The 23,662-nt window shown below is 33.7% G+C and carries 24 protein-coding genes and 2 other annotated features; of the genes, 19 read left to right on the top strand and 5 right to left on the bottom strand.

Going from position 1 to position 23,662, the window contains the following annotated elements; translation table 11 throughout:
• Positions 1 to 57 precede the first annotated feature (57 nt).
• From J5Y03_RS01160 to mtnN, 6 genes are all read left to right on the top strand, one after another.
• Positions 58 to 1,338: a peptidase U32 family protein gene (locus J5Y03_RS01160; RefSeq protein ID WP_209401534.1), complete on the top strand. Its 1,281-nt coding sequence runs from the start codon at positions 58 to 60 to the stop codon at positions 1,336 to 1,338.
• Positions 1,339 to 1,358: 20 nt separating this feature from the next.
• Positions 1,359 to 1,994, top strand: a complete 636-nt coding sequence (gene udk, locus J5Y03_RS01155; protein WP_209401532.1) for a uridine kinase — start codon at positions 1,359 to 1,361, stop codon at positions 1,992 to 1,994.
• Between the two features lie 229 nt (positions 1,995 to 2,223).
• Positions 2,224 to 2,700: a transcription elongation factor GreA gene (greA, locus tag J5Y03_RS01150; RefSeq protein WP_209401530.1), complete on the top strand. Its 477-nt coding sequence runs from the start codon at positions 2,224 to 2,226 to the stop codon at positions 2,698 to 2,700.
• 62 nt (positions 2,701 to 2,762) lie between these two features.
• Entirely contained in the window at positions 2,763 to 4,742 is a 1,980-nt protein-coding gene (locus tag J5Y03_RS01145; RefSeq protein WP_209401528.1) for a peptidoglycan D,D-transpeptidase FtsI family protein, read from the top strand.
• Positions 4,743 to 4,815: 73 nt separating this feature from the next.
• On the top strand, positions 4,816 to 5,418 hold the full coding sequence (locus J5Y03_RS01140; RefSeq protein WP_209401526.1) for a YrrS family protein: 603 nt from the start codon (positions 4,816 to 4,818) through the stop codon (positions 5,416 to 5,418).
• Positions 5,419 to 5,510: 92 nt separating this feature from the next.
• A complete protein-coding gene (mtnN, locus tag J5Y03_RS01135) occupies positions 5,511 to 6,203 on the top strand; it encodes a 5'-methylthioadenosine/S-adenosylhomocysteine nucleosidase (protein ID WP_209401524.1) in 693 nt (230 codons plus the stop codon).
• A gap of 210 nt (positions 6,204 to 6,413) precedes the next feature.
• Here mtnN and J5Y03_RS01130 read toward each other — a convergent pair whose 3' ends face one another.
• Both J5Y03_RS01130 and J5Y03_RS01125 read right to left on the bottom strand, forming a co-directional pair.
• On the bottom strand, positions 6,414 to 6,779 hold the full coding sequence (locus J5Y03_RS01130) for an ArsR/SmtB family transcription factor (protein ID WP_209401514.1): 366 nt from the start codon (positions 6,777 to 6,779) through the stop codon (positions 6,414 to 6,416).
• The gene (locus tag J5Y03_RS01125) at positions 6,779 to 7,198 is read right to left on the bottom strand and encodes an SRPBCC family protein (RefSeq protein WP_209401512.1); all 420 of its coding nucleotides are present in this window, start codon (positions 7,196 to 7,198) and stop codon (positions 6,779 to 6,781) included. Before J5Y03_RS01125 ends, J5Y03_RS01130 begins: the two co-directional genes overlap by 1 nt.
• A 408-nt stretch (positions 7,199 to 7,606) precedes the next feature.
• Here J5Y03_RS01125 and J5Y03_RS01120 point away from each other — a divergent pair, with 408 nt between their 5' ends.
• The 5 genes from J5Y03_RS01120 to J5Y03_RS01100 all read left to right on the top strand — a co-directional run bounded on the left by J5Y03_RS01120 (position 7,607) and on the right by J5Y03_RS01100 (position 11,906).
• Positions 7,607 to 8,329 carry an ABC transporter ATP-binding protein gene (locus J5Y03_RS01120; protein WP_209402190.1) on the top strand — a complete coding sequence of 241 codons (723 nt, stop codon included), beginning with the start codon at positions 7,607 to 7,609 and terminating at the stop codon, positions 8,327 to 8,329.
• Positions 8,326 to 9,342, top strand: coding sequence for an ABC transporter permease (locus tag J5Y03_RS01115; protein WP_209401510.1), 1,017 nt, complete (start codon positions 8,326 to 8,328; stop codon positions 9,340 to 9,342). The genes J5Y03_RS01120 and J5Y03_RS01115 overlap by 4 nt, the downstream gene beginning before the upstream one ends.
• A gap of 54 nt (positions 9,343 to 9,396) precedes the next feature.
• Positions 9,397 to 9,999: a TetR/AcrR family transcriptional regulator gene (locus J5Y03_RS01110; RefSeq protein ID WP_209401508.1), complete on the top strand. Its 603-nt coding sequence runs from the start codon at positions 9,397 to 9,399 to the stop codon at positions 9,997 to 9,999.
• 138 nt (positions 10,000 to 10,137) lie between these two features.
• The gene (locus tag J5Y03_RS01105) at positions 10,138 to 10,596 is read left to right on the top strand and encodes an NUDIX hydrolase (RefSeq protein WP_209401506.1); all 459 of its coding nucleotides are present in this window, start codon (positions 10,138 to 10,140) and stop codon (positions 10,594 to 10,596) included.
• 98 nt (positions 10,597 to 10,694) lie between these two features.
• Positions 10,695 to 11,906, top strand: coding sequence for a cytochrome P450 (locus J5Y03_RS01100; RefSeq protein WP_209401504.1), 1,212 nt, complete (start codon positions 10,695 to 10,697; stop codon positions 11,904 to 11,906).
• A gap of 107 nt (positions 11,907 to 12,013) precedes the next feature.
• Here the strand turns inward: J5Y03_RS01100 and J5Y03_RS01095 are convergent, their stop codons facing one another.
• Positions 12,014 to 12,907: a DUF2935 domain-containing protein gene (locus J5Y03_RS01095; RefSeq protein ID WP_209401502.1), complete on the bottom strand. Its 894-nt coding sequence runs from the start codon at positions 12,905 to 12,907 to the stop codon at positions 12,014 to 12,016.
• A gap of 198 nt (positions 12,908 to 13,105) precedes the next feature.
• Here J5Y03_RS01095 and J5Y03_RS01090 point away from each other — a divergent pair, with 198 nt between their 5' ends.
• From J5Y03_RS01090 to J5Y03_RS01080, 3 genes are all read left to right on the top strand, one after another.
• On the top strand, positions 13,106 to 13,339 hold the full coding sequence (locus J5Y03_RS01090; protein WP_209401500.1) for a YrhC family protein: 234 nt from the start codon (positions 13,106 to 13,108) through the stop codon (positions 13,337 to 13,339).
• A gap of 279 nt (positions 13,340 to 13,618) precedes the next feature.
• Entirely contained in the window at positions 13,619 to 14,065 is a 447-nt protein-coding gene (locus tag J5Y03_RS01085) for an EVE domain-containing protein (RefSeq protein ID WP_209401492.1), read from the top strand.
• Positions 14,043 to 14,504 (top strand): MarR family winged helix-turn-helix transcriptional regulator, encoded by a 462-nt coding sequence (locus tag J5Y03_RS01080; protein WP_209401490.1) that lies wholly within the window; start codon positions 14,043 to 14,045, stop codon positions 14,502 to 14,504. Before J5Y03_RS01085 ends, J5Y03_RS01080 begins: the two co-directional genes overlap by 23 nt.
• A gap of 254 nt (positions 14,505 to 14,758) precedes the next feature.
• Here the strand turns inward: J5Y03_RS01080 and sigK are convergent, their stop codons facing one another.
• The gene (sigK, locus tag J5Y03_RS01075) at positions 14,759 to 15,484 is read right to left on the bottom strand and encodes an RNA polymerase sporulation sigma factor SigK (protein ID WP_209401488.1); all 726 of its coding nucleotides are present in this window, start codon (positions 15,482 to 15,484) and stop codon (positions 14,759 to 14,761) included.
• 329 nt (positions 15,485 to 15,813) lie between these two features.
• Positions 15,814 to 16,076, top strand: a binding site (T-box leader).
• A gap of 33 nt (positions 16,077 to 16,109) precedes the next feature.
• Positions 16,110 to 16,328 (top strand) — a binding site (T-box leader).
• Positions 16,329 to 16,582: 254 nt separating this feature from the next.
• On the opposite strand from sigK, the gene J5Y03_RS01070 reads away from it, so the two are divergent.
• The 4 genes from J5Y03_RS01070 (at position 16,583) to J5Y03_RS01055 (ending at position 21,641) form a co-directional block, all read left to right on the top strand.
• A complete protein-coding gene (locus tag J5Y03_RS01070) occupies positions 16,583 to 17,659 on the top strand; it encodes a bifunctional 3-deoxy-7-phosphoheptulonate synthase/chorismate mutase (RefSeq protein ID WP_209401486.1) in 1,077 nt (358 codons plus the stop codon).
• 147 nt (positions 17,660 to 17,806) lie between these two features.
• Entirely contained in the window at positions 17,807 to 18,979 is a 1,173-nt protein-coding gene (gene aroC / locus J5Y03_RS01065) for a chorismate synthase (protein ID WP_209401484.1), read from the top strand.
• Positions 18,980 to 19,015: 36 nt separating this feature from the next.
• Positions 19,016 to 20,305 carry a 3-phosphoshikimate 1-carboxyvinyltransferase gene (aroA, locus tag J5Y03_RS01060; RefSeq protein ID WP_209401482.1) on the top strand — a complete coding sequence of 430 codons (1,290 nt, stop codon included), beginning with the start codon at positions 19,016 to 19,018 and terminating at the stop codon, positions 20,303 to 20,305.
• A gap of 103 nt (positions 20,306 to 20,408) precedes the next feature.
• Positions 20,409 to 21,641, top strand: a complete 1,233-nt coding sequence (locus J5Y03_RS01055; RefSeq protein WP_209401480.1) for an aminopeptidase — start codon at positions 20,409 to 20,411, stop codon at positions 21,639 to 21,641.
• 57 nt (positions 21,642 to 21,698) lie between these two features.
• On the opposite strand, the gene J5Y03_RS01050 is transcribed toward J5Y03_RS01055, so the two are convergent.
• Entirely contained in the window at positions 21,699 to 22,337 is a 639-nt protein-coding gene (locus J5Y03_RS01050) for a Type 1 glutamine amidotransferase-like domain-containing protein (RefSeq protein ID WP_209401478.1), read from the bottom strand.
• A gap of 745 nt (positions 22,338 to 23,082) precedes the next feature.
• Here J5Y03_RS01050 and J5Y03_RS01045 point away from each other — a divergent pair.
• Positions 23,083 to 23,466, top strand: a complete 384-nt coding sequence (locus J5Y03_RS01045) for a hypothetical protein (protein ID WP_209401476.1) — start codon at positions 23,083 to 23,085, stop codon at positions 23,464 to 23,466.
• Positions 23,467 to 23,662 lie beyond the last annotated feature (196 nt).

Here is a 23,662-nt window from a genome sequence, read left to right as displayed (position 1 = left end):
ACACAAACAAAGTTTGTTTAAAAGATATACTAAATTATGAAATGGGAGGAAGAAACGATGGCAATTGGACAAATTGATAAAATTGAAAATGGCAAACGTGTCATTATTAAAAAGCCTGAGTTACTAGCACCTGCCGGAAACTTAGAAAAGCTAAAAATTGCAGTTCGCTATGGTGCGGATGCAGTTTTTATCGGTGGTAGAGAATTTGGTCTTCGCTCAAATGCAGACAATTTCTCAATTGAGGACATGGCTGAAGGCGTGGAGTTTGCAAATCGATTTGGTGCGAAAATTTATGTAACAACTAATATTTTTGCACACAATGAAAATATGGACGGACTTACTGAATATTTACAAGGTATAGAAGAAGCTGGCGTAACAGGTATTATTGTAGCGGATCCTTATATCATTGAAACTTGTAAACAAGCTGCTCCAAAATTAGAAGTTCATTTAAGTACACAACAATCTTTAACAAACTATCGTGCAGCTGAGTACTGGAAAGAAGAAGGCTTACACAGATTAGTACTTGCACGTGAAACTAGCTATGAAGAAATCAAAGAAATTAAAGAAAAAGTAGATATTGAAATTGAAACATTTATTCATGGTGCAATGTGTATCGCTTATTCTGGTCGTTGTACTTTAAGTAATCACATGACCGCACGTGATTCAAACCGTGGTGGTTGTTGTCAATCATGTCGTTGGAACTATGATTTAGTACAAACAGACTCTCAAGAAGCGAATGCAAATGAAACAGCACTATTTTCTGAAGAAGATGCACCATTTGCAATGAGTCCGAAAGATTTAAACTTATTAAATTCAATTCCTAAATTTATTGAAACGGGAGTAGATAGTTTAAAAATTGAAGGACGCATGAAATCAATACACTATGTAGCAACGGTTGTTAGTGTATATCGAAAAATTATTGATGCATATTGTGCGGATCCAGATAATTATGAGTTTAAAGAAGAATGGATGGAAGAGTTAGATAAATGTGCTAACCGTGATACAGCTTCATCATTCTTTGAAGGCGTACCAGGCATGAAAGAGCAAATGTTTGGAAATCATAGCAAAAAAACGACTTATGATTTTGCTGGACTTGTTTTAGACTATGATGAGCAAACACAAATTGCAACAATCCAACAACGTAACCACTTTAAACCAGGTGACCAAATTGAGTTCTTTGGACCTGAAATTGAAAACTTTAAACAAACAGTAGGGACAATTCTTGATGAAGATGGTCAAACAGAATTAGATGCAGCTAGACATCCTCTTCAAATCATTAAAATGAAAGTTAATGGTAAAGTATATCCTTACAACATGATGAGAAAGAAGCTAGTTTAATGAGAAAGAGGGATTAATCTATGGGCAGAAAACCCATTGTTATTGGGATTGCTGGCGGGACAGGCTCGGGCAAAACTTCAGTTACAAAATCAATCTATGACCAATTCAAGGGTCATTCAATTTTAATGATTCAACAAGATTCTTATTATAAGGATCAAACACATCTTCCAATGGAAGAACGTTTAAAAACCAACTATGATCATCCATTGGCATTTGATAATGATTTGTTTATTGAACATATTAACGATTTGTTGCAATATAAACCTATCGAGAAACCAGTTTATGACTATACGATTCATACCCGTTCAGAAGAAACAGTTATGGTAGACCCAAAAGAGGTTATCATCCTTGAAGGAATTTTAGTACTAGAAGATGAGCGACTAAGAGATTTAATGGATATTAAAATTTTTGTTGATACAGACGCTGATATTCGTATTTTACGTCGTATGCAACGTGACATTAAAGAACGTGGTCGCACGATCGATTCTGTTATTGATCAATATATTAGTGTTGTAAGACCAATGCATAATCAATTTTGTGAGCCTACAAAGAAATATGCGGATATCATTATTCCTGAAGGTGGACAGAATTTTGTAGCGATCGATTTAATGGCTACCAAAATTCAGACTATACTTGAACAAGTAAGTGTATTATAATAGCTAGATACGAGAGAATAAATATACAATAAAAAACAGCTGATGGAGAAGTGAAGATATTTAACTTCTTCATCTTTCTATATGAAAAGAAGGCGTTTTCAAAAAAATATAAATATTTTTTATTTATTCTCATACACTGAATGTACAAAATATCTTTTAATCTTTGTATGTTGAAGTGAACGAAAATAACTTACATAAGAAACGGTGGATATTAAAAGGAGTGTACAAAATGGCAAATGAAAAAAAATTCCCTATGACACAAGCTGGGAAAGAAAAATTAGAACAAGAACTTGAAATGTTAAAAACGGTAAAACGTGCTGAAGTTGTTGAACGTATCAAAATCGCACGTAGTTTTGGTGACTTATCTGAGAACTCAGAATATGATGCTGCAAAAGATGAGCAAGCATTCGTTGAAGGCCGCATTACAACTTTAGAAAACATGATTCGTAATGCTGAAATCATTACTGAAAGTAGCGAAGCTTCAAATGTAGTAACATTAGGAAAATCAGTTACTTTCTTAGAGTTACCAGAAGGTGATGAAGAAACTTACACAATTGTTGGTAGTGCAGAAGCAGATCCATTTGAAGGTAAAATTTCAAATGATTCTCCAATCGCAAGAAGCTTATTAGGTAAGCAAATTGGAGATGAAGTGACTGTAAGTACTCCAGGTGGAGATATGCAAGTTAAAATTATTGCAGTTAAATAATTTTCAAAATATTGTATGATATGAAAACACCCCGTCTACACTGTGGATGAGGTGTTTTTTTTATGCAAAAAAGAATGTTAGGCGTATTAACAATATTCTCTATTAGTTTTTTCATACTTGCCTATCGACTTTTTGATATAAGTATTCTTAATCAAAAACATTTTGGGAGCAAGCAAGTAAATCTAATTGAGAGAAGTGTTGCACAACGATCAAAGCAATTTCGAATTGATAATGGAAGAGGCAAGATTGTCGATGTAAATAATCAAATATTAAGTGCAGAATATTCACCAAAAGTCATTTTATTTCCAATTTTAAATGAAGTAAATTGGCCAATTGATAAATTATCAACTATTACTGGTGTAGCACAATCAGATATACAAAGGCAACTAAAAGAAAATAAAGAAAGCTTTGTTCTTCAAAATATTAAGAACGAATTAACACCAGATAAAATAGACGAAATTAATCTACTTCATGTACCAGGATTAATTTCTATGGTGTCAGAAGATAATATTCAGTCACCAAAAGTAGTTTTGTTCCCGTTTCTAAAAAATACAAAATGGCCAATTGATAAATTATCAACGATAACAGGGGTTGCAAAAGCTGATATTGAAAATCAACTTGTAGAACATAAACAATCCTTTACTCTTCAAAATATAAAAACCAATTTAACGCCAAGTATAGTACAGGAAATTAATTCACTTGGAGTACCAGGATTAATTTCGATAAATAATAACCAAATTGCTGAGCATTTAATTGGTACAACTGGGGAGAATGAAGAGCTATTTAAAGAGATCCATCCAAATGAAAAATATGATCGTAAGGTGGAAATAGGGGTATCAGGACTTCAGAAAAAATTTGAAGGCTTTTTATTTTCAGATCGTGCATCCAATTTAATACTTCATGTAGATAATCTAGGAAAGCCTATGTTTGGAAATGAGGTTAAGTATGCAAAGGCAAGTAATCCTTTTTATCCAGTGACCTTACAAACTACCATCAATAAAGACATTCAAATTTTGTTAGAACAAGCTGCAGATCAGGCAAAACTTCAAAAAGGAGCGATTGTATTACTAGATGTTAAAACAAACAAGCTTGTTGGAATGGTTAGTAGACCTCTAATGAATCAAACAGATTTGTATCATCAAGGTGATATAAGTGCAAACAATTATGCTTTGGAATCGGCAACACCGGGCTCTGTTTTTAAAACAGTTATAGCTGCGGCAGCAATCGATCAAAAAGTTGTTACTCAAAATGAAAAATTCAACTGTAATTTAACCGTTAGAGGTAATAATCAAACAGATCCAAAAAAGCGGTTTGGTTCGTTATCTTTTGAACAAAGCTTGGACCAAAGCTGTAACTTTACGTTTGGAGAATTAGGTCAGCGACTAATTAGTAAAAATGATGATATGTATGATGTTTATGCTAAGAAATTAGGATTATATGGTCCAGTAGGATGGGATGGGCCAGTTTATCATGACAGTGCATTTAAACAATTTCAAAATGAATACCCGGCAGTGATTTGGAAAGATATTCAAAAAGGTACACGGCTACGCGAAAGTAGAGCCAGGAATACAGCAATTGGGCAACTCAATGTTAAAGTTTCCCCTATGGCAGTTGCCAATATGATGTCAACAATTGCAAGAGGTGGCAGTCCAAAACAAGTAAAAGTAGTGAATTCAGTGAAATACAAGAATGGGACGGATATGTATACTTTCAACGATAATACTCTTTCTGAAGACTACTTGAATCCTGAAACAATGGACAAACTTAGAGAGATGTTAAGAGGTGTTGTGACTGATCCTAAGGGAACAGGACATGATTATAATACTTTACCTTATGAAATAGCAGGTAAATCTGGGACAGCCCAATTAGATGAAGTAAAGGCAAAATACAATAAATGGTTTGCAGGCTTCTTTCCATATTCAAATCCGAAATATGCATTTGCAGTGGTAGGTCTTGATGTAAATTCAGATTTTGCCGTAGTTAAAGATACAGTTAAAAAAATGGTTAATAATTTATACTTATATGAAACAAAAAATCACTAAAATATTCTACAAAATTCGCCTTATTTTATGGTAAAATAATGGAAAAAGTTGTATTCTCAGGAGGATTTTGTTAATGAAAAATGATAATTCTAATGGAAGGACAAAAATGCACCGAAAGAAAAGGAATATACAGTATTTATTTGTCTCAATTTTAGTCCCTTTAATTTTTGGAATTGTCATCTTATCAATCGAAATCATTAGTCCTCTTGTAATTGAAAAAGAGTACAAGCCTAAAATAGCAAAAGCAAAAGAAGAAAGTGTGTCACAAATACAATCAGCTTCTGCAACAACTAGTAAAAATGAATACAAAGCGAAATATCAACAAATAGTCGATTCGATCAAACAAAAGGATCATAACAATCCAAATGTTATAGCATCTTTCGTAAATGATTGGCAACCAATTGGAACAACTCAAACAGAGCCACATACAGTTAAGTATAGCCATCATTCAAATGATTTTTATGAAATGGAAGATGCAGCAGCCTACGCAACCGAATTAACAAAACAAGATTTTTCAATTCGGCACTTAAGCAAAGGGTTTGACGATGAAAGTGTGAAGGTGTATATTGCCACAAATGACAAACAATATCATTATGTTGTTTACCTTCATTGGGAAATCAATAAAGGATGGCTACCTTTCTTAGTACAGCAAGTAAAAGAATTAAAAGTTTCATGAAAACAACCACTAATCCTACATTAAGAATTGTGTAGGATTTAATTTTTTTTGATATAATACTATGGATTGATATAGAAAGTAGGGAACTGTTTATGAAAATAGCGATTATTGGTGCAATGGAAGAAGAAGTTCAAGTTTTACGCGATAAATTAACAGATGTAAAAGTAGAAGTGATTGCTGGTTCTGAATTCAATTCAGGTAAATACGAAGGAAAAGAAGTTGTCTTATTAAAATCAGGTATCGGTAAAGTAAATGCAGCAATGGCGACTGCAATTCTTTTAGAAAAATATCAACCAGATGTAGTCATTAACACAGGTTCAGCTGGTGGTTTACATACTGATTTAAACGTTGGTGATGTTGTCATTTCAACAGAAGTACGCCATCATGATGTAGATGTTACAGCTTTTAACTATGAATATGGACAAGTACCAGGCATGCCAGCTGGTTTCACATCTGACGAAAAACTAGTTGGAATTGCAAAACAATGTGCAAAAAACATTAACGGCATCCAAGTAGTTGAAGGATTAATCGTGACAGGAGATTCATTTATGAACGATCCTGCACGTGTTGACTTTGTAAAAAGTAAATTTGGCACACTTCATGCAGTAGAAATGGAAGCAGCAGCAATTGCTCAAGTATGTTACGCATTTAAAGTACCTTTCGTTGTAACGCGTGCGTTATCTGATATCGCAGGAAAAGAATCAAATATCTCATTTGATCAATTCTTAAAAACTGCAGCTGTGAATTCTACTCAAATGGTAGAGGAAATGATTAAAGCACTTTAATATAAACAAAAAAGTCTTATCACGATCACGTGATAAGACTTTTTCTATGCAATTCGTTTATCCCGCTATTCGCTGGCAGTAAGACCCCAACCTCAAGATTAAGAGAGATGCGAAGAAGATAGGTGGGGGATAACTGACCGTAAAAGCCCGATTGGGCAGGCTAACCATCAGTGGGGGATAAAGAAAACCCCGACAGATGGAAGTTTCACTTTATTCATCAATTTCTGGTTTTACTACTTGTAAATTCGAATTACTCTCATTTTCAACAAAGTGTTTCAGCATCGAAAGTTTATTACTCCAAAATTGTTCATAATAACTAATCCATTGCTTCACTTCTGTTAATGGTTCAGGATGTAGACGATATCGTTTTTCCCTACCAATCTTATATCCAGAGACAAGATTAGCTTCTGTTAGAACAAGAAGATGTTTTACAATGGCAGTGCGACTCATTGAAAAATGTGAAGTAATCTCCGAAATGGGTAGCTCTTTTTCAGAAAGTAATCGAAGGACTTCCCTACGAGTTGGATCAGCAATTGCTTGAAATACATCATGCTTTTGTGCTGATGAAGAAGACATTACATTTCAACAACCTTTCTAAGCTTCTCACAAATTCCAGCCCAACCTTGTGCCATATTGTCTCGAACCATTGAACTTTTCATATTAGGTTTTGGAAGAATATAATCTGACTCTTTCCATCCGCCATGAATTAACGTAAATTCAGTTTTTCCTTCAACCTCTTTTAAAATAAACGATACGAACCAACCATCTTCATCCCATGCAAAAGAAAGTTTATTAGGAGGATCAATCTCTAAAACTTTACAAGGACTTGGCCCAAATGGTGACTGAATAAGAAACTCATGTCCTACAACTGCTTGAAAATCATTTGGCATAAACCATGTTCCAATTGCTTCTGCAGTTGACACTGCATCCCATACTTTTTGAATTGGTGCATTAATTACTAGTGTTTGTTTAATATCTTGTAATGTACTTTCCATCTTATAATTCTCCTTTTTCAATACACTTTATATAACACCTTTTGGTTTCGTATTTAAGGATATAACACCTTTTGGTTTTGTGTCAACTAGAATTATTCATTTTAGTATGCTTCAATTCAATGTAAAACTATCAGATTTTGAAATGGCTCATAAATTTAGGGAAATGGCCCAAAAAAAAGGTGGGTGACCGATAAAAATGTGGAAAATGACTGATATAATTGGTGGAGTGATTGATAAATCAGAAAGTAGCCGAAAAACATGCAAACTGGCCGAATATATCAAAAATACGGCCGAATAATACCTTCGCACAACAAAAAGTGAGTACTCACTCAAATTTCAGTTGACGTTCCCCTCTCTCCAGTCATATAATAAGTGAGTACTCACTCATTCTAATAAACGGAGGAGACTATAATGGAAAACGTTATTAACATTCAAAATGTAGATCGAAGTTTTGGGAAGAAGTCTGTTTTAAAAAATATTAGTATGACGATTGGAGAAGGTGAGATTTTTGGGATTTTGGGTCCATCTGGTTCTGGTAAAACAACATTAATTAAATTAATTGCGGGAATTGACCAGTCATCTAAAGGAAATGTAACTGTTTTTCAGCAATCAATGCCTAATTTTACAGTTTTACCTCAAGTAGGGTATATGGGGCAATCAGATGCGCTATATATTGATTTATCAGGCTATGATAATTTAGCTTTCTTTGGAGCTTTATATGGATTAAAAGGTAAAAATTTAAAAAATCGTATTCAAGAAGTAGCATCAATTGTAGGTCTAGATGATGCTCTGAAAAAAGAAGTCAATCAATATTCCGGTGGGATGAAAAAGAGACTTTCCCTTGCGATTGCTATATTGCATAAGCCATCACTGTTAATTCTTGATGAACCAACAGTAGGAATTGATCCGGTATTACGAAAACAAATTTGGAAACAGTTTACAGAAATGAAGGAGCAAGGAACAACAATTATTATTACAACACACATTATGGAAGAGGCAGAAAAGTGCGAACGAGTTGGATTAATTCGTGAAGGTGAATTAATTGCGCTTGATACAATTGAAAATTTAAAAGCGAAAACAACATCTGGAAAAATCGAAGAGTTGTATTTTGAGAATGAGGTGATCGTATGAGAGTCTTTGCGATTGCAAAACGTATAATCAAACAGTTTTTAAAAGATAAGCGTTCATTAGCGATGATATTTGTAGCACCAATTGTCTTGTTATTTTTATTTTCGTATATTTTACAACAAGATGATTCAAAACCAACAGTAGCATTATTTAACGTACCTTCAGTAATTGAAAATGGGATAAAAGATTATGCTAAAATAGTAGATATAAAACAATCAGCTATTAACAAAGAGTTAAAGGATAAAAAAATTGATGGTGCAATTTCATTCTCTCAAAATCAATTTACTGTAAAAGTAGAGGGGACAGATGGAAAAGTTACAGCCTCAATAATGAAATCTTTACAAGATGGGATGAAAAAAGTTACACCATCCCCGGTTAATATAAATATTGATCCATTATACGGAAAAAAGGATATGTCATCATTTGATACAATCGGTCCTGTTTTCATAGGCTTTTTTTCATTTTTATTTGTCTTTATTCTTGCCGGAATCTCGTTTGTTCGTGAGCGTTTAACAACAACACTAGAAAGACTTCTCGTGACACCGGTGAAACGATGGGAAATTGTTTTTGGTTATATACTAGGATTTGGCTTTTTTGCATTGATCCAATCATTACTAATTACAATTTTTTCAATTAATGTGTTAAATATGTATAATGTTGGAGCGGCGTGGCAAGTATGCGTTGTGAACATCTTATTGTCGTTAACTGCATTAACATTAGGAATGTTATTATCAGCATATGCACATAATGAATTTCAAGTTGTTCAGTTTATTCCCGTAATTGTCGTACCACAATTACTGTTCTCTGGAATTTTTTCAACTGCTTTTTTACCAAACTGGTTTCAGTATGTCGGTAAAGTACTTCCTTTAACATATGGAGCAGAAGCGTTAAGAGGGATCATGATAAAAGGTCAATCGTTAACTGAAAACATTCAACCATTAGGAGTTTTACTCATATTTTCACTTTGTTTTGTGACATTAAATATTTTTGTATTAAAGAAACAACGTTCTATTTAAGGGGTGTTAGCCATTAAATTAAGTAATTTATTACCTTCTGAAATAATTGAGGAAATGAATGAGAAGGAAAGAAAAATATTAGAAGCTGCGATTGAAATTTTTGCTGAAAAAGGCTTTTTTAATTCATCAACAAGTGAAATAGCGAAAAAGGCAAGTGTAGCTGAAGGAACAATATTTCGGTATTTCAAAACAAAAAAAGATTTATTACTTAGCATTTTAAAGCCTACAATATTAAAAGTTATTGCACCATTTGAAATGGATCAATTTGCAAAAGCTGTATTCCATTTAGAACATAAGACTTTTGAAGATTTTTTACATGTAATCATTAAAAATCGTTTAGAAATGGTAAAACATATATCTCCAGTTTTTAAAATTGTTGTCCAAGAATTACCTTTTCAAGAAGATGTAAGAGAACAGTTTAAGGAATTATTCATAGAGAAATTACATCCGAAAATCTCTGCTGTCATTGAGCATTTTCAAGAAAAAGGACAAATTTGTGATTTACCGACAAATACAATTATCCGACTAGTCATTACGAACGTGATTGGATTGGTCATCTCTTGTTTAGTGATTGGAAATTCTTCTTCAAACTGGAATGAAGAGGAAGAGATAAAACATACTGTAACTTTTATAATGAGTGGGTTATCTCCAAAATAATTAGCAAAGTTGTAGAGCCTAGGCAATTGTCTAGGTTTTTTTGTTATATAAATTTAACTGAATGGAAGTTGAACAAGGTTTTTTGAATTTAAGTATAGAAATAGTTACTATCGTAAAATAAAAAACTTGGAGAAAAAAATGACGCAAAATGGAATTGTTTTAGTTGTGAGTGTTTCAATAATCAAAGATAATGAAGTCTTGATAATAAAAGAAAACAAGCCTTCTGCTATTAACAAGTGGAATATGCCATCTGGACGTGTTGAACAAGGGGAAGATATTCTAAATGCTGCTTGTAGGGAAGTGAAGGAAGAAACAGGATATGACGTAAATCTTTTAAAGACAACGGGGGTATATAATTTTTTCAGTGATACAAATCATCATGTTATTTTATTTCATTTTGTAGGTGAAATTATTGGCGGCTCATTGCAGATAGTAGAGAATGAGATTATAGACAGTAAATGGATTTCCATACATGAGCTTCTGCAATTTGAGAAAAACGAACTTCGTAACGCTAATGTTTTAAGACAAATAACTGAAGCAATATTACATCAAAAATTTTTTTCTACAACATGTTTTAATAAACAATTAACTATTTAAATAATTTATTCAAAACTTGTAGTTCAAATTAGAAGGAATATTCTGGTTTATCCTAAATAGTTATTAATGTATAAATTCTATTTGAGGAGATACATAACATGATCAATCAAACTGGTATTAACCCAGAGCGCTTTATTCAAGATCCGTATTCTTTTTTTGCAATGGCTAGAAAACAAAGTCCTGTTTTGAAGACGAAATTTTTTCAAGCAGAAGGGTGGCTAATCACAGGTTTTAAAGAAGCAGAAGCGGCATTAAAAGACCCTCGGTTTATTCGCGAGGAAGGAAATCTGCCATTAGAACAGTTAGTTGTTGTTCCAGAAAGCGTGAAGCCAGCAATTGAAATAAACCAGAGTATGATGCTTTTCAAAGATGCACCGGATCATACTCGATTAAGAAATCTTGTAAACAAAGCATTCACGCCAAGAATGATTGAAAAATTAAGACCTACTATTAATGAATTAGTGGATTATTTAATCGTGCAAATGAAAGGTAAAATCGAGCATGAGCTCATACGTGAGTTTTCCTATCTGCTTCCTGTTTTTGTCATCACCGAGTTTATAGGTGTACCAAAAGAGGATCGTGAGCTGTTCCGCAAATGGTCTGATGCTTTTGTGAAATTTATTGATTTTAATACAACCATGAGTGATTTAGAAAAGATAGCTGGGGATATTGAAGAGGCATCTAATTATTTCAGAAGTCTCATAGCCAAAAGAAGAAATGAACCAAAAGAAGATTTGATTAGTGGATTGATTGCAGCCGAAGAGTCTAGTGACCAATTAAGTGAAATGGAAATGGTAGCGACTTGCCTTTTACTTTTAATTGCAGGTCATGAAACAACTGTAAATTTAATTACGAACTGCTTCTATTTATTATTAAAAAATCCAAAACAATATGAAATGCTAACCAAAGATTTATCCCTTATACCTTCAGCTATTGAAGAAACTTTAAGATTTGAATCGCCTGTAATCCTTACTTCTAGGTTGGCAAAAGAAGATTTTGAGTTTGGCGGTCAACAAATTAAAAAGGCAGATTTTATCATAGTCGCCCTAGGTGGAGCAAATTACGATCCAGAGGTTACGGAGAATCCAGAGCAATTTGATATTACACGGCAAAACATCAAACACTTGTCTTTTTCTTCAGGTCCACATTTTTGCTTAGGGGCACCTCTTGCAAGATTAGAAGGACAAATTGCCTTAGAAAAGTTAGTGACACATTTACAAAATCCTATATTAGTTGAAGAACCAACTCTTAGAGGAAATATTGCGTTCCGTGGATTTGAAAGTCTTAAGATTCAGGCGGAAATCAAATAATATAAGAAAGGACAAATATAAAAATATTTGTCCTTTTTCCTTCGATTAACTATCAATACTTATTTAACAGGAATCTTTCCTTACCTCTTACCCCTTAATCCTAATTCTTATGAAGTTGGTTGTTCTTGTTGTTTCATTTTTAATCTTTGTTCTAACATTGAAATCATATATAGAAAATGGTTGGCTTCCCTAACCACGTGATCAGCTAATAATGGATCGATAACACTTTTAATTTGACAGGTTTTGATGAAATCTAACCCTGCTTGTTTAAAGTTTCGAAGCTCTTCAGTTGCAGTTTCACTATCCTTATTCATTTTACCGATAATCGGATAAGTAGGTTGTTTCTTTAATAACATTGATTCAACATCTCTAGCCTGATTAAGAAGAACTTCAAAATCATCCCCAAATTTCAATGCACTTTTTACTAAATTTCTTTCTGACTGATCTAATAGCGAAGCAATAAATCGAGAATGTTCCATCATAATTTTAAGCCAAAAAACATTTTCTTTAATGATGGCATCTTGAATTGGATCTAATATGCCATCATTAAATTTTTTCAACGTGCGCATAAAATATTCAGCTTCACGAGCAATATGATCGACAAGAAGAGGGAAGTTAAATCCCATGACTTTGCAGTTGATAATCATGATTAAAAGATTTCGTTTGAAATTCCGTAGTCCTAAAACAAGTTGGATGGAATCCTCATTTAACTTTCGGACCGCAGCTACATTATTTGGTGTTTGATAAGCTCTTTTTTCTTGCTCCTCGAAATAATGATAAAATCGATCAGCTTGTTGAATAAGATTTGTATCCTTCTTATTAAATCCTTCACTTAAAAAATAGGAGTGTTCCTTCATAATTCGTAGCCAAAATTTATTTTCGGTTAATGACCGTTCAATGAAAAGTTGTTCTGTTAAAAATTCTGGTTGTGCCGCGTGTGATTCTGGGGAAGTCAACATTGAAGCAATGTCATCCCTACTATTGAATATGTGAATAGTCATATGTATTTCGCCTCCAGTTTATAATCTACAATTAATGTTTATTCGGAATATATTTATAAATGCATTCAAACTGGGCGAATAAAAAAAGGAAGCTATCATGTTTAAAATTCCTACCTATTTTGGAGAAAATTACAAGCACTTTCCATGTATAAAATATGTTATATTCAATAGGACGTTATTGAAAGGAAGGTGCAAAATATGAAATTAAAAAAATTAAAAGCTAAAGTACGTGATTTTAAAACTTATGGTGCGATTTTAACTGCATTATCATCTTTTTTCTATATTGGTACGCTCCTTCCAAAAGACGGAGTGACTTCTCAAAAAGTTGAAATGATGGAGATTATTGTATTTGCGTTGTTAATTGCTGCGTTCGGTTTTTTCATGTTATCGAATCATTTTAATCGTAAGCTACAAAATGAAGAACAATTTTAAACAAACAATTTCAGGTTTATTAATCATTTAATCAATAAATAGCTAGGGCCTTCTATAATTTGAAGGCTCTTTTTGTTATTTAAATTCCTTTACGTAACAGAATCACTTTGCAACAAGAAATATTACAAACCATTATGGTTGGAATAATTAAAAAAGACTGTTAAAAAAAACAAAAATAGTAAGTGTGCTTATTATTAAATTAATAAGTGTGCATACTATTTTATGTATGGTGGTTAACCCGTTGGCAAATCTTGATATTTAGTCAAAAGGAGAAGTGCTATGAGCAATAAATTTTGGATTGGAGTTGTCTCTGAAGAACATGTTAAGTTAGGTGTAAAAGGGGGTTATGCTCAGCTTTGTCATGGGAAATGCGCTCCGTTAAAAAAGATGAAAGAAGAAGATTGGTTAATTTACTATTCACCTAAAACAGCATACCCAGAAGGAAAACCACTTCAATCCTTTACAGCAATTGGTAAAGTGAAAAATGGAATAGCTTATCAATTTGAGATGAGTCCGAATTTCATACCTTACCGAATCGATATTGAATATTATGATTGTCAAAATACAAGTCTGGCATCTGTAAAATCTAAACTGTTGTTTACGAAAAATAATCCAAATATTGGCTTGTTATTTCGAAGAGGTCATTTCGAAATTCAGAAGGAAGATTTTATTACAATAGTGAATGATATGGGTGTGGATATAAATGGAATGGAATTCAAAATTTAATGAACCAAATGAAAGTTTGGGTTTTTTACTATGGAGAGTTACTCAAACATGGCAAAGAATGATTACAAAGGAACTGAATAAAATTAGTTTAACTCATGCACAATTCGTCTTATTAGCTGCTAGTGATTTTCTTAATAGCTGTGGGGAAAAAGTTACACAAAAAAAACTGTCAGAGTTTACCCACTCAAACTGTATGATGGTTTCTGACGTTGTAAGAACTCTTGAAACAAAAGGGTTAATTATTAGAACAAAAAACCCTTCTGATAAACGTGAGATAATACTTTCACCTACTGAGGAAGGATTAAATAGAGTAAAAATTGCACTTCCGATTGTTGAGGCTGTAGACGTAGGATTTTTTGGAAACATTATGGAAAAGGAAGCTCGATTAAACCAGATTCTTATTCGGTTACTTTCTTTAAATACATTTGATGAAAAATAAATGTTATCTTACATTTAGAGTTTAAATTCTGAATAAAAAGGGCTATTAGTCAAAAGTAGATAGCCCACCTATTCTTACTATCGAAATGTTATTAGTAAAATTTATCCCGGATTAACGGGTAGTAAGACCCTCACTTCAAGATTAAGAGAGATGCGAGAAGATAGGTGGGGGATAACTGCCCGTAAAAGCCCGATTGGGTGGGCTAACCATCAGTGGGGGATAAAGAAAACCCCACTGATGGAAGTTTCACTTTATTAATTCCGCTTCTTTTTCTTTTCCTTCTCTTTTTCTTCTCTTGCAAATTCGTGGAACATTTTCATCAAAGCTCGTTTTTCAATACGAGAAACATAACTTCTTGATATATTTAATTTTTTTGCGATTTCACGTTGGGTTAATTCTTTATCCATATCAATTCCAAAGCGCTGAACAATTACTTCCTTTTCTCGATCATCCAAAATTTTGATATAGTGTTTAATTTTTTCAAGCTCCATACTTAACTGGATTTGATCAACTACATCATCAGACTCAGCTTTTAAAATATCCAGTAAGGAAATTTCATTGCCTTCTTTATCCTGTCCGATTGGATCGTGTAATGAAACATCTTTTTTTGTCTTTTTGAGAGCTCGTAAATGCATTAAGATTTCATTTTCGATACATCTTGCAGCATACGTTGCTAATTTCGTACCTTTTCCTTGAACGAAGCTTTCAATGGCTTTAATGAGGCCAATTGTTCCAATTGAAATCAAATCCTCTGCGTCTTCACCAGTATTTTCGAATTTTTTTACAATGTGTGCAACTAATCGTAAATTATGCTCAATTAATAAATTCCGCGCTTCTTTATCCCCTTTTGCCATACGCTCTAGGTACAAGGTTTCTTGTGCGGAGGATAGGGGCTGTGGAAATGCGTTATTTTTCACATACGAAACAAACACAAACACTTCTTTTAAGAAATAGCTCAAAGCTGTCAGTAATCCAGGCATATGATCACTCCTATTGAAGGTAGGGTAATGTGTTATCTATTTTATGAGAAAAAGTGCCTGTGTGTGTCTGTACTATATGAAAAAAAGATAAAAGAGAAGATAATAAAATTCACATAAAAATAATGATACAAAAATTAAAAAAGAAGGTGTATAATTGGGGGGATTTTAGGTAGTAAAGGTCCTCAAGTTATTAAAAACAAAGCCAGATTGTAAATATATAAGAATTTTTTGTTAATTTGGATCAAATATGTTGACATTAAAAAAATCCAAGCATATAATTCTAATAATAAAACAACCCTTATAAGTTTTGGAAGATAATAAAATTAAATAGTTATGCAATGAAAGGAACAAAGTAGTGAAGGTCTCCCTGTTTTAGAGAGCTGACGGAAGGTGCAAGTCAGTACATAGTCCTTAATGAATTTCACTCCTGGAGCATTTTCTTCAAAGTAGATGGTAGATCAAACAGTATATTAATAAACTGTTTTGAACTAGTCTATTAGGGGGAAACGGTCTATTCTGATCGTTAACAAAATGAAGTGGTAGATGATTAATCTACAATTAGGGTGGTACCGCGAATAAATTCGTCCCTACTGGTTTATCCAGTAGGGCTTTTAATTTTATATAAAAAAATGCAGTGAAGGGACAACAGTAGTGCCAACAAATTTTGTTACAGAGAGCTGACGGTAGGTGGAAGTCAGTACAAAAGGTTAGCATGAATTTCACTCCTGGAGCTTCTTTCTAAATTTTACTTTAGGAAGACGGTCTTCTTTGATCGTTAACAATGTAAGTGGTGAACAATTCAGTTCACAATTAGGGTGGTACCGCGGTAAACATCGTCCCTGTCATTAATAGACAGGGGCGTTTTTTATTTTAGTTGCTTTCAGCTTTTTAACATGAAGAATTTGGAAAGGAGTCTCCTTGAAATCACAACCGTAAGCTTTTTCTAAGCATCTTACGTGTTTGTGATTTATAATCAATTAGAAACTCTATTAGAATAACAACACTATTCATTATGAAATACCAAAAAAGAAGTTTTTGTGATGATTACAAAACAATTAAACCAAAATAATAAAAATAAAGTGAAGAGGAAGAGAAAACATGAGTGAACAAAAATTAGATCAATTACGTCAAAAGGTTGATGAAATTAACTTACAATTAATCGAATTATTAAATGAACGTGGTAAAGTAGTTCAAGAAATTGGGAAAGAAAAAATTAAACATGGCATTAATCGATTTGATCCAGAGCGCGAGCGTGAAGTATTAAATATGGTTGCTGATTACAATAAAGGTCCTTTTGAAACATCTACAATGCAACATATGTTTAAAACAATTTTCCAAGCGAGCTTAGAGCTTCAAGAAGATGATCATCGAAAAGCATTGCTTGTATCTAGAAAAATGAAGGCTGAAAATACAATTGTTAATGTAAATGGTGAGGCACTAGGAAGTGGTAAACAAACTTTCATTATGGGACCTTGTGCTGTTGAGAGCGTAGATCAAGTTCGCGCAGTTGCAAAAGCAATGAAAGAACAAGGATTAAAGTTAATGCGAGGTGGAGCATTTAAGCCACGTACTTCACCATATGATTTCCAAGGATTAGGATTAGAAGGACTGCAAATTTTACGTAAAGTAGCGGATGAGTATGGCCTTGGTGTAATTAGTGAAATTTTAAATCCAAATGATGTAGAAATGGCATTAGAATACGTTGATGTGATTCAAATTGGTGCTCGTAATATGCAAAACTTTGATCTTTTAAGAACAGTTGGTAAAGTGAATAAACCAGTTTTATTAAAAAGAGGGTTAGCTGCAACAATTGAAGAATTCATTAATGCAGCAGAATATATTATCACACAAGGAAACGATCAAATAATTTTATGTGAGCGTGGTATACGCACATATGAAAAAGCAACACGTAATACGTTAGATATATCAGCGGTTCCAATTTTAAAGAAAGAAACACATTTACCAGTTATCGTGGATGTTACACATAGTACAGGACGTAGAGATTTATTACTTCCTACTGCAAAAGCTGCGATCGCAATTGGTGCAGATGCAGTTATGGCAGAAGTTCACCCAGATCCTGCTGTAGCGCTTTCAGATGCAGCACAGCAAATGAACATTCCACAATTTAATGAATTTATGAATGAAATGAAAAGCTTTACTGCAAAACTTTCATAATTCTGTATAAAAGGGGAAAGGGTACTAACTGATTATATCGAGGAAACTCAACATCAACTGAGTGGTACTGCGATAACTTTCGTCCCTGCTGATCGGTTCAGTAGGGGCTTTTTATACTAATTCTGACCTACTAAGGAGATAAACGATATGAGGTATTTAACTGCAGGTGAATCACACGGACCACAGCTGACAGTAATTATTGAAGGCGTTCCAGCTGGTTTAACAATAACTGCTGAAGAGATAAATGGTGAATTAAAACGAAGACAAGGTGGTCACGGCCGAGGAAGAAGAATGCAGATCGAAACAGATACTGTGGAAATTTTAAGTGGTGTTCGTCACGGGAAAACATTAGGTTCACCAATTACACTTGTAGTCGTTAACGATGATTTTAAACATTGGACAAAAATTATGGGATCAGAGCCAATCTCAAATGAGGAAGAGGAAGAAGTAAAAAGAAAATTAACAAGACCAAGACCAGGGCATGCAGACTTAAATGGGGCAATAAAATATGGTCACAAGGATTTGAGAAATGTATTAGAACGTTCATCAGCTAGAGAAACAGCTGCCAGAGTTGCGGTTGGTGCAGTTGCGAAAAAAATATTAAAAGAGTTAGGTGTTGAAGTAGCTGGTCATGTTATTGAAATTGGTGGAGTGAAAGCTACGATCGAACATCATGTGACAATTAAAGAAATTAAGGAAAAAGCAGAAATTTCTCCAGTGCGATGTGTGGATTCTCAAGTTGAACAAGAAATGAAAGATTGTATTGATGAGGCGAAAAAGCAAGGTGATTCAGTTGGTGGCGTTGTAGAAATTATTGCTGAAGGCATGCCAATTGGAGTTGGAAGTTATGTTCATTATGATCGAAAATTAGATGCAAAACTAGCAGCTGCAATTATGGGGATCAATGCATTTAAGGGTGTTGAAATCGGAATTGGTTTTGAAGCAGCATCATTGCCAGGTAGCCAAGTTCATGATGAAATTATTTGGGATGCCGAAAATGGATATAGAAGAAGTACAAATAACGCTGGCGGTTTTGAAGGTGGGATGACAACTGGAATGCCGATTGTTGTAAAAGGTGTTATGAAGCCGATTCCTACATTATATAAACCATTAAAAAGCGTAGATATTATGACAAAAGAAGTTTATGAAGCAAGTGTTGAACGATCAGATAGCTGTGCAGTACCAGCGGCATGTGTAGTAGCAGAATCAGTCGTTGCGTGGGAACTAGCAAATGAATTAATTGAACAATTTGGTAAAGACCAAATGAAACAAATTCAAGAAAATCTAGAGGAGTTTAGAGCTTATTCGAAACAATTCTAAAGCAGACTTTTCAAATGCTAGAGGAGGGAATCAACGATGAAATTGAGCGAAGAAAAAAAGAAATCTGTGAAACTAGAAGGAAGAATTAATATTCCAGGTGATAAATCAATCTCACATCGTTCAGTTATGTTTGGTTCGATGGCAACAGGTACAACAAAAATAACAAATTTTTTAGCTGGTGAGGATTGCCTTAGTACGATTTCATGTTTTCGTGAATTAGGTGTTTCTATTAAGCAAGAAGGTTCTTCAGTAGAGATACAAGGAAATGGACTCTCTAAATTAAATGAGCCGACAAGAGTATTAGATGTAGGTAACTCTGGAACCACGATTCGTTTAATGCTTGGAATTTTAGCAGGTTTACCGTTTCATGTTAGCCTACAAGGGGACGACTCAATTGCAAAACGACCAATGAAACGTGTGACAGGACCATTAAGCCAAATGGGAGCTAAAATTGATGGTCGTCAAAATGGAACGTATTGTCCACTTTCGATTCGTGGTGGTAATCTTGAAGCAATGGATTATCAATCACCAGTAGCAAGCGCTCAAGTAAAATCTGCTATTCTTTTGGCAGGTCTTCAAGCAAATGGAACGACAAGTGTAACAGAACCTAGTAAGTCAAGAGATCATACTGAGCGTATGCTTCAAGCTTTCGGAGTATATGTAATTGAAGAAGGGAACAAAGTTTCAATTACTGGTGGCCAAACATTAAAAGCAACAACAATTGAAGTTCCAGGAGACATTTCTTCGGCAGCATTTTTCTTAGTTGCAGGCGCGATTACTCCAAATAGCAGAATTGTGTTAAAGAATGTAGGGATTAATCAAACTAGAACCGGAATCATTGATATTTTAGTAAAAATGGGTGCATTAATAAGCATTCAAAATGAACGTGTCCAATCTTTTGAACGTGTTGCCGATTTAATCATCGAAACATCAGACTTAAAAGGAACGATCATAAGCGGAGATGTCATTCCAAGAGCTATCGATGAAATCCCAATCATTGCTTTAGCTGCAACACAAGCAACTGGTACAACCATCATTAAGGATGCACAGGAATTAAAGGTTAAAGAAACAAACCGTATTGATACAGTAGTAAATGAATTAAGAAAACTTGGTGCGAATATTGAGCCGACTGATGATGGAATGATTATACATGGTAAAACTAGCTTGCACGGTGGAGAAGTAGACAGTCACGGAGATCATCGAATTGGTATGATGCTAGCCATTGCAAATTTAATTACTGATAGCGAAGTTAGTTTAAAAAGAAAAGAAGCAATCAACGTTTCATATCCTACATTTTTTGAGGATTTACAGTCATTATGCAAATAATGTCAGAATTAATAGTAATATTTTATGCGATTTATTATTAAAATTCTGAAAATTAATATATAATGATTATTGGTATGAAAACCACATAAATGGAGGGGAAAATATGAGTCACTTTGATCAATTACTAGAAAAGTATGCTGAACTAGCAGTAAAAATAGGAGTCAATGTTGAAGAAGGCCAAACGCTTCATATCAATGCACCAATCGTTACAGCTCCATATGTACGTAAAGTTGTAAAATATGCTTATCAAGCAGGAGCTAAACATGTTTATATCGATTGGAATGACGATGAAATTACTCGTACAAAATTCGAATTAGCTCCAGAAGAAGCTTTTTCTGAATTCCCTGAATGGAAAGCAAAAGGAATGGAAGACTTAGCAAAAAATGGTGGGGCAGTCCTTAATATTCTTGCACCAAATCCTGATCTTTTAAAAGGAATTGATCCTAAACGTATTGCAACAGCAAATAAAACAGGTGCAACAGCACTTCATGCTTATCGTGAATATATGATGGCTGATAAAATTCGTTGGTCAATTGTTGCAATTCCATGTGTTGAATGGGTAGCAAAAGTGTATCCAAACGAAACAGAAGAAAAAGGAATGGAATTACTTTGGGAATCAGTATTTAAAATCTGTCGTGTAGACAAAGATAATCCAATTGAGGCTTGGAATGTACATAATGATACGTTACAAGAAAAAGTAACGCAATTAAATGATAAACAATATAAAACATTGCTATTTAAAGCACCAGGCACTGATTTATCTTTAGATTTAGTAGACAATCATGTTTGGAAAGGCGGAGGAGCTTACAGTGAGGATGGAAAATGGTTTAATCCAAACATCCCTACTGAAGAAGTATTCTCAATGCCTCACAGCCACGGAGTTAATGGAAAAGTAACAAGTACTTATCCATTAAATTACGGTGGAAATGTCATTGAGAGATTCTCATTAACATTTGAAAATGGTTCAGTTGTAGATTATTCAGCAGAAGTTGGATATGACACATTGAAGCATTTACTAGAAACAGATGAAGGTGCTCGTCGTTTAGGTGAAGTTGCACTTGTACCTCATGACTCACCAATCTCAAACTCTGGTTTAATTTTCTATAACACATTATTTGACGAAAATGCTTCTTGTCATTTAGCTTTAGGTAAAGCTTATCCAAACAATATGAAAGATGGAGAAAAATTACCTTCTGAAGAACAAGCTAAACTTGGTATTAACCAAAGCTTAACTCACGTTGACTTCATGATTGGTTCTCCTGAATTGAACATTGATGGAGTAAAAGCAGACGGCACAACTGAACCAATTATGCGTAATGGTAATTGGGCATACTAATTAACAAATAAAAAGAGCTTGTAGCCTTTGTTACGTTGTAATGAGGCTACAAGCTCTTTATTTGTTTTGATAGTTCAATTCAATAGGATGAATAGTCCCTTCAGTTAAAGATAACGTTTCATTTTCAAAATAGATTCCGGAGTTTTCACTAATACCGTAACCAATTGCACTATTCGTTTCTATTAATGCTGATTTTAAACTTTCTTCGTCAGTAGAAGAAAAATGAACTTGAATAAGGCAATCATTGAGTAAGCCCAAACCCTCTAAGAATAGTGGATCATTTTTAGATTGAACCACACAATTTTTCAAACTGACTAAAGCACCTGCTGAGAAACCTGCAACTGGGATTCCTTCGTTATATACCGTTTTTATGTGATGACCGATTGATGATTCCATTAAATAATTTTGATAAAGCTCAGTATTTCCACCACCAATGACAATTCCTGAACAAGTACGTAATTCTTCAAGGAATGTTGCTGAAGGTGTTAAAGAAAGTGGGAGAAATACAAAATTGTTTAGTCCTTGTTGTTTCAAAACACTTGTGTAAATTGGTAAATATTTTTCTGAATCCGATGTTTCGATAAATAAAATGGCAATTTTATGTTCTTTAGTAGAGGAGAGTTCTGCAAACTTATTGCCTAGTATTGAGGTGAAGGGGGGACCACCTCCAAATAAGAATAGATGTCTATTTTTCATCTTGTTCTTTCCTCCTGAAATTAGTACTAATAAATAATGCGTATTGTCCTACAACAATCACTTCTTCATCATTTTTAATACGCCCCAAACACAAAAAAATACTAAGAGAATGATAATAATTAAAATCAATCCAGGAAAACCAATATTACCAAGCATATTAACACCTTCTTTCTTAAGTGTTTTGTATCCGTATTGATATAAATTTGATAGAGTGACTGGAAACTCCTTCTTGGCAGAATAGGAAGGAGATTATTCCTTTTATGAAGAATTCTAAATAAATGTAGTTTCGACAAGAAGTGAATTTGATGAATGGAGAGAAAAAATGAATAAATACAAAGTATATAATTTGATTTTAATTATAATTTTTTTAGCTATTTACGCATGGAATAATTATTCAAGGGATAAAACGATAACCTTTCCTGTATTAGTTTTAGCGGGGGTTGTTTTCTCACTGTTATCCATAATTAATAAAAGAAAGAACTTTCCTAGAAATAATAAGGAAGAAATTAATAATAGATAAGGTTAGTTAATCAAAAAAATAAAAGATTAATTGAAAACTTTCTTATGGAGGTTTCTAATGGATATAAGAACACGTAACGAAATTTCTTCGTTGCGTTTTTTATATGTTCATTTTGGAGAGCAAACGATCTATTCGATGTCCTAATAAAAAATAGTATCTCTGCCCAAACCCTCCAATACTTTCTTGCATAGGCTATGGAAAATGACTTAAAAGGAGATGTATCGAATGGATTATTTTAGAGTTCAGCAATTCCCAACAAGTCCGCATCCAAGTCAACCATCAGTACCACCAACAGGATTCCCACCAAGCCAACCAATACCACAATTCCCAGGTGGCTCGCCACAGCATCCACCAACTGCTGCACCAACTGCTGCTCCACCTCACTTTATTCCTCAGCAGCCAGTGCCTTCTCTTTACGCTGTAGATCCGGGAGCTATTTCAAGATGTTTGTATCGAAATACTTATGTTTGGTTGCGTAATGGTGAGCATTTCTGGTTTTATCCAACATTTGTAGGACGTAATTCGGTTTCAGGTTTTAGATGGTTTGGTAGATTCTGGGCGTATTATGGAATAGATCTCAGAAGAATTAGTACGTTTACTTGTTTTTAAAAGGAATTTAATAGAATAATACACTTAATGAAGGCTGTTAAATGGAAAATGGCCCATATAATTGGAAAAATGACTCAATGTTTTCTTTTATTAGGGATTAATACGAGAAAGAAATAATAAAAAATGGTTAAAAAACAATGGATATAAGAACACGTAACAATATTTCTTTGTTGGGTTTTTTTGTTATCATCTATTC

The sequence above is a fragment of the Gottfriedia endophytica genome (genome assembly GCF_017814275.1).
GTDB lineage: Bacteria > Bacillota > Bacilli > Bacillales > Bacillaceae_G > Gottfriedia > Gottfriedia endophytica.
The sequence above is the reverse complement of the archived record's forward strand: the minus strand, read 5'-3'. Positions and strand labels throughout refer to the sequence as shown.